A 10,229-nucleotide genomic window follows, 5' to 3' on the forward strand; every position below is an offset into this window, starting at 1 on the left:
CGTTCCGGCTGCCGCGAGTGCCGCTCCGGACCTATTCTGCGATCTTGGCCCGGCATCGGGTCCGGGACCGCCCGGATGGCCGGGTGCGAGGGAGGAGCGTCATGCGATCGATCTGGCGCGGCGCCGTGTCGTTCGGCCTGGTCAGCATCGGCGTGAAGCTCTACTCCGCGACCGAGGACAAGGACATCCGCTTCCACCAGGTGCACGCCACCGACGGCGGCCGGGTGAAGTACAGGCGGGTCTGCTCGATCGACGGCGAGGAGGTCGAGTACTCCGACATCGCCAAGGGCTACGAGCTGCCCAGCGGTGAGGTGGTCATCCTCACCGACGAGGACTTCGACGAGCTGCCGCTGAGCACGCGCCGGGAGATCGAGGTCCTGGAGTTCGTCGACCAGGACGAGATCGACCCGATCATGTTCGAGAAGACCTACTACCTCGAGCCCGACGGCCCGGCCGCCCGCCCGTACGTCCTGCTCCGCGACGCCCTGGGGAACGCCGGCCAGGTGGCGATCACCAAGATCGCCATCCGGCAGCGCGAGTCCCTGGCCGCGCTGCGGGTCCGCGACGGGGTGCTCGTCCTGCACACGATGCGCTGGCCCGACGAGATCCGCCGGCCCGACTTCGCCTTCCTGGACGAGGACATCTCGGTCCGTCCCCAGGAGCTGAAGATGGCCGAGGCGCTGATCGGCTCGATGACGGCGGAGTTCGACGCCACCCAGTTCACCGACGACTACCGCGAGGCGATGACCGCGCTGCTGGAGGCCAAGCAGAGCGGTGGCGAGGTCCAGCAGGTGCCCGAGGCGCCGGACGACGGGGCCGCCGTGGTGGACCTGATGAGCGCCCTGCGGCGCAGCGTCGAGCGGGCCCGCGGTGGTGCGAGCGGCGCCGCGGCCGACGACGCGGCCGACGACGCCGGTGCGGCGCCCGCGAAGAAGGCCCCCGCCAAGCGGGCGCCGGCGAGGAGGAAGGCGGCCGCCGCCGACGAGCCGGCGGCCACCAAGGCCGCCGCCGAGACGCCCGCCGCCGGTAAGAAGACGACGGCGGCGAAGAAGACGGCGAGCGCCGACAAGCCACCGGCCAAGCGCGCCCGCCGCAGCGCCTGAGGTGGCGGCCCCCGAGCCGGTCGACCTCCCGCTGCCCATGCTGGCGAGCCCCGGGGTGCTGCCCGGTGCCGAGGAGGACGCCGCCTGGGGCTACGAGTTCAAGTGGGACGGTGTGCGGGCCGTCGCCGGTGTGCGCGCCGAGGAGCTGACGCTGACCTCCCGCAAGGGCACCGCGATCACCGTCCGGTACCCCGAGGTGGGCCGGCTGCCCGCGGCGCTGAGCGGGCACGACGCCGTCGTCGACGGCGAGATCGTCCTGCTGGACGCCGCCGGCCGGCCGGACTTCGGCGCGCTGCAGAACCGGATGCACCGCACGGGGCCGGAGGTGCCGCGGATGGCCGCCGCCCGGCCGGTGAGCTACCTCGTCTTCGACCTTCTCTCCTGGGACGGCGAGGACCTGCTCGCCCTGCCCTACGCCGAGCGCCGAGCCCGGTTGGAGACCCTCGGCCTGGCCGGGCACCGGTGGGTGGCGACGCCGTGGTTCCCCGGCGGCGGCGAGCAGGTGCTGGCCGCCAGTGAGGAGAACGGCCTGGAAGGGGTCGTCGCCAAGCGGCTGGACTCCCCGTACCGGCCCGGGTCGCGCAGCCCCGACTGGCGCAAGATCAAGAACATCCGCACGCAGGCCGTCGTCGTCGGCGGCTGGCGGCCCGGCCAGGGGCGGCGCGACGGCGGGATCGGCTCGCTGCTGGTCGGCGTGCCCGACGGCGACGGGCGGCTCGTCTACGTGGGTCACGTCGGCACCGGTTTCAGCGACCAGCACCTGAGGGACCTCCTGCGCGTGCTCACCCCGCGGCGGAACGCGCCGTTCCACGGCGCGCTGCCCCGGGAGGTGACCCGCGACGCGCACTGGGTCGAGCCGGACCTGGTGGGCGAGGTCGCCTACGCCGTGTGGACGGCGGAGAACCGGCTGCGGCACCCGGCGTGGCGTGGTGTCCGCGACGACCTCGAACCCGACGACGTGGTGATCGAGCCGTGACCGGGGCGCCCGGCGGGACCGAGGCATGAGCCCGGCGAGGCAGCGGGTGGAGATCGCCGGACGGCAGCTCGCGGTGTCGAACCTGGAGAAGGTGCTCTTCCCGGAGGTGGGATTCACCAAGGCCCAGGTCATCGACTACTACGTGCGCATCGCGCCGGTGCTGCTGCCGCACGTCGCCGGCCGCCCGGTGACCTTCACCCGCTGGCCCGACGGCGTCGAGGGGCAGACCTTCTTCGAGAAGAACAGCGCACGGCACGCCCCCGAGTGGGTGCGCCGGGTGACCGTCCCCAGCCCGGGCAGCTCGCGCGGGCGCGAGACCCTCGACATGGTGGTGCTGGAGCACGTCGCCGACCTGGCCTGGGCGGCGAACCTCGCCGCGCTGGAGGTGCACGTGCCGCAGTGGCAGGTCGACGAGGACGGCCAGTCGCAGCTGCCCGACCTGCTCGTGCTCGACCTCGATCCCGGGCCGGACACCGGCATCGCCGAGTGCTGCGTCGTCGCCGAGCGGCTGGGGGAGCGGCTGGAGGCCGACGGGCTGGACCCGGTGGTCAAGACGTCGGGCTCCAAGGGCATGCAGGTGTACGCACCGGTCGTGGCCGCCGACCGCGACCACCCCAGCCGGTACGCCAAGAAGCTGGCCCAGGAGCTCGCGGCCGAGACCCCGGACGACGTCGTCTGGCGGATGGAGAAGGCGCTGCGGCCGGGCAAGGTGCTCATCGACTGGAGCCAGAACAACACGGCGAAGACGACGGTGGCGCCCTACTCGCTGCGGGCGCGGGCCGGCGCCACCGTGTCCACCCCCATCGGCTGGGACGAGGTCGACGCGGTGCGCGACGGGTCGCTCGACCCCGCGGCGCTGCGCTTCACCACCGACGACGTGCTGGCCCGCGTGGAGGAGTACGGCGACCTGTTCGACGTCGCGGGCGCCCGGCGCACCCGGCTGCCCGAGGTCTGACGTCGGGCCCCGGGGGAGCCCGGGGTCCGTCCACGGTCCGACGACGGGGGCGCCCGGGCAGTCCGCCTCCGGCCGCCGTGGCGGCGGGCGAGGGAGCCGCGGCGTGCGATCACCGTGGCGCTGCCGGCCGGGGCGCCGGTCGGCGAGAGGGCTCGTGCGGGCGGGCAGTGGTGGCCGTGGGACCCGACGCAGGGGATCCAGCGCCTTCCCGTGCCCTGACCCATGAACTGTCATACCTCGAACGTATGTTCGAGCCATGTCAGCAGCGGCGGCCGAGCGTTCCCCGGTGGAGGGGGCGCTGGTGGGCTGGCTGCAGGGGCGCAAGCCGACGGCGGATCGGCTGCCGGTGGGCGTGCTGAGCGACGCGGAGATCGCCGCGGAGCTGCAGCGGGTGCAGGCCCGGCGGGCGATGGATTCCGCCTACGAGGCGGAGCTGGTGATGGCCCTGGCGGCGCAGCGGCCGGACGTCGATGATCCCCCGCCTGGTCATCCGGGTGCACGGCGTCGCGGGGGTGGGTCGCCGGTGCCGGGATCCTCGGAGTTCCTGCCCGACGAGCTGGCGGAGGTGCTGAACTGTTCGCGGTCGTTCGCCTCCGGCGTGCTGGCCGATGCCCATCAGCTCGTCGAGCGGATGCCGGCGGTGTGGCAGGTCTGCAGCGAGGGCCGGTTGGACTGGTTCCGGGCGCGGGTGTTCGCCGACGTGCTCGGGGACGCCTCCGACGAGGTGGTCGCGGCTGTGGTGGCGCAGGTGCTGCCGGTGGCGGCGGGCTTGTCGTCGGGGCAGTTGCGGAAGCGGTTGGTGGCGGCGGCGATCGCGGCGGACGAGGAGTTCGCCGAGCGGCGCCGACAGGAGGCGCAGCGCCGGGCAGGGGTGCGCACCTATCCGACCGCCGATGGCATGTCGGCGTTGGTGAGCGAGCTGCCGTCGGCGGTGGCGGCCGCGATGTGGTCGGTGATCGACCACGCCGCGCAGCTGGCCCGGACCGCCGGGGACGACCGGCCGATCGGGGTGCTGCGCGCCGAGGCGCACGCCGCCCTCGTTCTCGACCCCGCTGGCGCGGCTGGCGCGGGGTTCACCGGGCACGTCACCGTGCTCGCCCCTCTCCCGGCTGTGCGGAACCCGGGCGCGGGCGTCCGTGGGGGAGCGTCGGAACCGGAGTCAGGGCCGACGGTGGACGGGCACCCGATCACCACCGCTCACCTGCGCGAGCTCCTGGCCCAGATCGGCGCGCTGGGGCTGCAGGTCCCGCTCGGGGGCAGTCTGGCGGTGGCGGTCACCGACGAGCGTGGGGCGCTGCTGGCCACCGCCACTCCGGCCGAGCTGGCCCGCCTGGCCGCTCGTGGCTGCCCTGACCACGGCGCGCAGCCCGACTGCTCCTGCCCGGTGCTCACGATGCCCGCAGAGGTGGCCGGCTACGACCGGACGGCCGCGCAGGAACGGTTCATCCGGCTGCGCGACCGCACCTGCCGCCACCCCGGTTGCTCCCGGCCGGCCGGGCGGACCGATCTGGACCACGTCGTCCCCTACGACTGCGGCGGGCGCACCGGCTGCGACAACCTGTGCTGTCTGTGCCGCACCCATCACCGGCTCAAGACCTTCGCCCGCGGCTGGCGCTTCGTCCTCGCCTCCGACGGAACGCTCACCGTGACCACCCCCTCCGGGATCACCCGCAGCACCCGGCCACCGGGCCTGCGGGACCCGCACGACCAGCCGGCGCTACCCGCGCCCCCGCAACCACCACCGGATGACTCCCCACCGCCGTTCTGACGGGAAGCCGGGATTGCGGGCGGGGGTGGGGCAGCGCACCAGGGTGGCCGCCGGAGGGCGTCGAGGAGTGCGGCGAGGAGTGCGGCGCTGTTCGACGTGGCCGCCCCCCGGCGCAATCCGACCGGTCATGACGCACTGCGTGCCGGACGAGCGCGTGGTCGTCGCCTGACCTGCGCAGAGCACGCCGCCGGCTGACGACCGGCACCGCACCACGCGGCGGGCCGTGACCGGGACTCCCCGCCCACGGCCCGCCATCGTTCCACCCAGCGGATGCCCGACCGGGCCGGGAGGGCGACGGCGCCCTACCGTTCCGGGGCAACCATCGCCGAACCGCAGAGGACCGACGTGAGCTCCACCTCCACCACCGCCGGGAGCACCGGCGTCCGCGCCGCGGGCTGGGTGGCCCCGCTGTGCTGGATCGCCGTCCTGCTGGACGGTTTCGACCTCGTGGTCGTCCCGACCACGCTCAGCGGGCTGTCCGCGGAGTGGGACCTGGACGCCGGAGGTGCCAGCGCCCTGATCACCATCGGCCTGGTCGGCATGATGGTCGGCGCGCTGGGCATCGGCACGCTCACCGACCTGGTGGGCCGCCGCAAGGCGCTGATCGGGGTCGTCGTCGCCTTCTCGGCGCTCACGGCGCTGTGCGCGCTACGCGTTCACTCGCCGGGGCGCCGGCGGTCCTGGTCGGCCAGGAAGCGCTCGAACTCCGCACCGATCTCGTCGGCGCTGGGCACCTCGCCGCCGGAGCCGAGCAGGTCGCTGCCCTCGCGCGCGGCGGTGAAGGAGTCGTACTGCTGCTCCAGGGCGGCGACCACGGCGGTGTTGTCCGACGAGCGGGCGATCTGCTCGTCGATCTCCGTGCGGTTGGCCTCGGCGGCCTCGCGCAGGGCCTCACCCGGCAGGCGCAGCCCGGTCAGCCGCTCCAGGTGCTCGATCAGCGTCAGGGAGGCGGCCGGATAGGTGGCCTGCGCCAGGTAGTGCGGCACGTGCGCGGCCACGCCCAACGCGTCGACGCCGGCTTCGCCCAGGCGCAGCTCCAGCAGCGCCGAGACGCTGCCAGGGATGCGCATCTCGCCCCAGTACACGGGATAGGGCTCGATCAACTGGCGGCGGGTCGCGTGCGCGGTGACGGTGACCGGGCGGGTGTGCGGCACCGGCATCGGGATCGCCTGCAGGGCCACGACGGAGGTGACGCCGAGCCGGTCCACGAGGTGCGCGACGGCGGCCACGAAGCGCTCCCACGCGTAGTCGGGCTCAGTCCCGTGCAGCAGCAGGAACGTCTCGCCGGCGTCGTCCTCCGCGGCGTACAGCTGGAGTTCCGGCGCGGCGAAGGCCTCGTAGTGGTCGCTGTTGAAGGTCATCCGGGGACGCCGGGCCCGGTAGTCCACCAGGCTGTCGACGTCGAAGCGGGCGACCACCTCGTGCGGCAGCGCGGCGAGCAGGTGGGCGCCGGCGAGGCTGCCGGCCGATGCGGCGTCGAAGTCACCGCCGAGGTCGTGCACCAGCACCAGCCCGCGACGCTGCGACGGGTCGGTGACGGCTGATTCCCGGGCGAGGAACGGCTCCGCCGCGGGGAGCAGCTCGACCAGCTCCTCCGGTCGCTGGGCCACGAGGGGACCTCCTGGTTGCTCGGTACTGCCGGACACGTGGTCCAGCGTCCGGGTGCCGGTCCGGCATTCCCGTCGTCCCCCGTGGGGCGGGTTCAGGTGCGGCCGCGCTCCTCGCCCGCCGGGGCGGCCACCTGTTCCCGGGTGACGGTGGTGCCGGACTCGTCGCCGTCGACGCGGGCGCGGGTGCCGTCGTCGGCCACCTCCGGCGCCTTGCCGTCCAGCTCGTCACGCACGTACCGGTAGACGACGGCGATCAGCGCGGCGACGGGGACGCCGAGGAAGGCGCCGATGATCCCGGCCAGGCTGCTGCCCGCGGTCACCGCGAGGATGACCACCGCCGCGTGCAGGTTGAAGCCGCGCCCCTGGATGATCGGCTGCAGCACGTTGCCCTCGAGCTGCTGCACCACCAGCACGATGGCCAGCACGATGAGCGCCGTGGTGAAGCCCTGGTCGACCAGCGCGATCAGGACGGCGAACGCGCCGGCGACGAACGCACCGATGATCGGGATGAACGCGCCGAAGAAGGTCAGCACGGCCAGCGGCAGCACCAGCGGCACGTCGAGGATCCACAGCCCGATGCCGATGAACAGAGCGTCGACGAAACCGACGAGGGCCTGCTGCCGGATGAACTCACCCAGCGTCTCCCACGTCTTGTAGGACAGGGCCGCGACGTGCCGGGCGGCCTTCGGCCCGGTCTGCGCGGCCAGCCACGGCACCCAGCGCGGCCCGTCCTTGAGGAAGAAGAAGACCAGGACGAGGGCGAGGACCAGGGTGACCAGCCCGTTGCCGACGGCGGAGACGCCGGTGACCGCGTACCCGGCGATGTTCTGCGCGTTGCCCTGGATGGAGTCGATGACCGACTCGACGGCGTTGCCGACCTGGTCCTCGCCGAGGTTGAGCGGTGGCCCCTGCACCCACTCCTGCACGTCCTGCAGGCCGGCGGTGGCCTGGTCGGCCAGCTCGGTGACCTGGTTGGCGACCGAGGGGGCGATGGCCGCGATGAGGCCACCGAACAGGGCGAGGAACGTCAGCAGGACGGTCGCCGCGGCCAGCGCCGGCGGCCAGCGGTGGGCCCGCAGGAACCGGGTCGCGGGCCACAGGACCGTGGCGATCAGCAGCCCGAGCACGATCGGCAGCAGGATGACCCAGAGCCTGCCGAGCACGGAGCCGAGCACGTAGAGCGCGGCGAGGACGACCAGCACCTGCGCGGAGGTGATGGCCAGCGCGCGCAGCCCGCGCTGCAGCTTCGGGCCGCGCCCCTCGCTGGGAGCCGGGGTGGCGGAGGTCTCGGGCACCGCGTCGGCGCGGCGGGGCTCCGGTCCGGGCTGCGCATCCGTCCCCGGGTGCGCAGCAGCGGGTGTCCGACCGGGCGGGCGCAACCTCATGGCTGCCGATCCCATCACAGATCCGCGTGGGGGACCGGTCAGGGAACGATCGTCACACCCGCGTCGTAGCGTTCAGGGCATGCCGAAGATCGCCACCGCCGACCGGGTCGACCGCGACGCGCTCCTGGAGTTCCTGCGGCCCCGGCACCGGGCCGTCCTGGTCACCCGCCGCGGGAACGGGGCGCCGCAGCTCTCCCCGGTGGCCTGCGGCGTGGACGCCGAGGGGCGCGTCGTCGTCTCCACGTACCCGCAGCGGGCCAAGGTGGCCAACGCCCGGCGGGCCCCCGCGGTGTCGCTCTGCGTCCTCTCCGACGACTGGGACGGGCCGTGGGTGCAGGTGGACGGGGAGGCGGAGGTGCTCGACCTGCCGGACGCGCTGGAGCCCCTGGTGGAGTACTACCGGTCGATCAGCGGCGAGCACCCCGACTGGGACGAGTACCGCGCCGCGATGACCCGGCAGGGCAAGTCCCTGCTGCGGATCACGATCACCGGCTGGGGGCCGGTGGCCGCCGGCGGTTTCCCGGTCGGCGCTCTCGACAAGCTCTGAGCCTTGCTTTCGCTAGGGAAAGCTGTCAGGCTTGCCCGATGCCGTACGTACTCACCGTCGACCAGCGGGCCAGCCGTCGCAGTGCCGACCGCGTGGGCGAGGCCCTCGCCGAGCTGGACGTCGGCGTCCGCCCGCTGCTCGCCTTCGAGCGCACCGCCGGCGACGAGTTCCAGGGCGTGCTCGGTGAACCCGAGGCCGTGGTCGACGTCGCGATGCGGCTGGTCCGCCTCGGTGGCTGGAGCATCGGGATCGGCGCCGGCCCCGTCCAGCACCCGTTGCCGCCCAGCACGCGGGCGGCCACCGGACCGGCCTTCCTCTGCGCCCGCCGGGCGGTGGACGCCGCCAAGCAGCGCCCCATGCGCCTGGCGGTCCGTGGCACGACGGCGGCCGACGCAGCCGACGCGCAGTCCGTCCTCAGCGCCCTCGCCGTGCTGCTCGGCCGGCGCAGCGACCAGGCGTGGGAGGCGATCGACCTGATCGAGGGTGGCCGGACGCAGGCCGAGGCCGCGACCGAGCTCGGCATCTCCCGGCAGGCCGTGGGTCAGCGGCTCGCCGCCGCCTCCTGGGAGCTGGAACGCGAGCTGCGGCCCACCGCTGCCCGCCTGCTCGCCCGGGCGGCCGGATGACCGCCGCCGCGCTCGTGCTGCTGGGCCTGGTCGCGCTGGCCGGGCTGGCCCTGACCGTGCGGGGGGAACAGCGGCCGGTGGCGTCCATCGGCGCCCTCGCGCTGGTCGGGGCCCTGGCCGTCGGTGCCGCCTTCGCCTGGGCGGAGGACGGCGTCGGGGGAGTGGCGCTGCAGGGAGGCGTCGTGCTGGCGGTGCTGGCGGCGATCACCGGGGGCAGCCCCGTCGCGACGTCGGTGCTGAACGCCGCCGACCCCGCGGCGGCCGGGGTGTCCGGCGGTCCGCAGGACCCCGACATCCTCCGCGGCGGCGCCTGGATCGGCGTGCTGGAACGCGGCGCGATCGCGGCCACCCTCCTGGCGGGCTGGCCGGAAGGTCTGGCCGTCATCCTCGCCGTGAAGGGGCTGGGCCGGTTCTCCGAGCTGCGGACACCGGCGGCGGCCGAGCGCTTCATCGTCGGCACGCTGGCCAGTGGCCTGTGGGCCGCGGCGTGCGCCGGGGTGGCGGTGCTGCTGCGCGGTTGACGGAACGCCGGCCGGGCCCGTCTCCCGGAAGGTGTCGACCAGGCTCGGTCGCCCTGCGCTGTGGCCATGACCGGGCGGCCGGGGACCGAGGACGGACGGCGCGCCCCGGCCGGTCCGCCGGCAGCCACAGTGACACCTGTGCTGCGGCTGACCCGGGCCAGCCGAACTCACCGCGGCTCCCCGGTCTGGGCTCCGCTCGACCTGGCTCTGGCCGCCGGGACGCTCACCGTGGTGACCGGCCGGCGGGAAACAGCGACTGCCGCAGTGCAGTTGCTCGGTCTGCAGGCGTTGGCGCACCGCCGGGTCGGGACCCTGTCGGCCGGCGAGCGGGTACGTGCCGCGCTGGCCGCGGCGGTCGCCTGCCGGCCGGCGCTACTTTGCCTGGACGAGCCCACGGCCGCACTGGACCCCCACGGCACCGAGGATCTCGTGGCCGTCCTCGATGCGGTCCGTGCAGACGGCGGGACGGTCCTGGTCGCCACCCATCAGGTGCGCTCATGCTCGGCGAAGGGTTCGTCCGGCACCGGAGCACACCTCCTCGACGCACGCTGGCCGCCCGGGCGAGGCCGGCGCGCGCCCGGTGGACCGGACCTGGCGATGAGCTCGGTCGGGCGCGGGCGTCGCTGAGTGCCCGGGGGCCTCGTCGGCTCCACTTCCCGGCTCCGTGCAGTCGGGCCTGGTCTCAGGAGCTGACGACGGCGCCCGGGACGCTCGGATCGGTCGCCCGCGCGGCGTGCG

The 10,229-nt window shown here is 74.5% G+C and carries 10 protein-coding genes; 8 read left to right on the forward strand and 2 right to left on the reverse strand.

Annotation, left to right across the window (positions count from 1 at the left end; all coding sequences use genetic code 11):
* Positions 1–101 precede the first annotated feature (101 nt).
* The 4 genes from ku to C5507_RS14865 all read left to right on the forward strand — a co-directional run bounded on the left by ku (position 102) and on the right by C5507_RS14865 (position 4,802).
* Positions 102–1,103: a non-homologous end joining protein Ku gene (gene ku, locus C5507_RS14850; protein ID WP_104529296.1), complete on the forward strand. Its 1,002-nt coding sequence runs from the start codon at positions 102–104 to the stop codon at positions 1,101–1,103.
* A 1-nt stretch (position 1,104) separates the two neighbouring features.
* Positions 1,105–2,079 (forward strand): non-homologous end-joining DNA ligase, encoded by a 975-nt coding sequence (gene ligD / locus C5507_RS14855; RefSeq protein ID WP_242611052.1) that lies wholly within the window; start codon positions 1,105–1,107, stop codon positions 2,077–2,079.
* Positions 2,080–2,104: 25 nt separating this feature from the next.
* Positions 2,105–3,034 carry a non-homologous end-joining DNA ligase gene (gene ligD, locus C5507_RS14860; protein WP_104529297.1) on the forward strand — a complete coding sequence of 310 codons (930 nt, stop codon included), beginning with the start codon at positions 2,105–2,107 and terminating at the stop codon, positions 3,032–3,034.
* A gap of 256 nt (positions 3,035–3,290) precedes the next feature.
* Entirely contained in the window at positions 3,291–4,802 is a 1,512-nt protein-coding gene (locus tag C5507_RS14865) for an HNH endonuclease signature motif containing protein (protein ID WP_104529298.1), read from the forward strand.
* Positions 4,803–5,458: 656 nt separating this feature from the next.
* On the opposite strand, the gene C5507_RS14875 is transcribed toward C5507_RS14865, so the two are convergent.
* Positions 5,459–6,412 carry a proteasome assembly chaperone family protein gene (locus C5507_RS14875; RefSeq protein WP_104529299.1) on the reverse strand — a complete coding sequence of 318 codons (954 nt, stop codon included), beginning with the start codon at positions 6,410–6,412 and terminating at the stop codon, positions 5,459–5,461.
* A 92-nt stretch (positions 6,413–6,504) separates the two neighbouring features.
* Positions 6,505–7,707 carry an AI-2E family transporter gene (locus C5507_RS14880; protein WP_242611051.1) on the reverse strand — a complete coding sequence of 401 codons (1,203 nt, stop codon included), beginning with the start codon at positions 7,705–7,707 and terminating at the stop codon, positions 6,505–6,507.
* Positions 7,708–7,876: 169 nt separating this feature from the next.
* Between C5507_RS14880 and C5507_RS14885 the strand changes: the two genes are divergently transcribed.
* The 4 genes from C5507_RS14885 (at position 7,877) to C5507_RS14900 (ending at position 10,118) form a co-directional block, all read left to right on the forward strand.
* Complete coding sequence (locus tag C5507_RS14885) at positions 7,877–8,344, forward strand: PPOX class F420-dependent oxidoreductase (RefSeq protein WP_104529301.1); 468 nt, start codon at positions 7,877–7,879, stop codon at positions 8,342–8,344.
* 38 nt (positions 8,345–8,382) lie between these two features.
* A complete protein-coding gene (locus C5507_RS14890; protein WP_104529302.1) occupies positions 8,383–8,970 on the forward strand; it encodes a hypothetical protein in 588 nt (195 codons plus the stop codon).
* Positions 8,967–9,491, forward strand: a complete 525-nt coding sequence (locus tag C5507_RS14895; RefSeq protein ID WP_104529303.1) for a hypothetical protein — start codon at positions 8,967–8,969, stop codon at positions 9,489–9,491. Before C5507_RS14890 ends, C5507_RS14895 begins: the two co-directional genes overlap by 4 nt.
* Positions 9,492–9,629: 138 nt before the next feature.
* Positions 9,630–10,118 (forward strand): ATP-binding cassette domain-containing protein, encoded by a 489-nt coding sequence (locus C5507_RS14900; protein ID WP_158657616.1) that lies wholly within the window; start codon positions 9,630–9,632, stop codon positions 10,116–10,118.
* The last annotated feature ends 111 nt before the right edge of the window (positions 10,119–10,229 follow it).

This window comes from Blastococcus saxobsidens (assembly GCF_002938435.1).
In the GTDB taxonomy this organism is placed as follows: Bacteria; Actinomycetota; Actinomycetes; order Mycobacteriales; family Geodermatophilaceae; genus Blastococcus; species Blastococcus saxobsidens.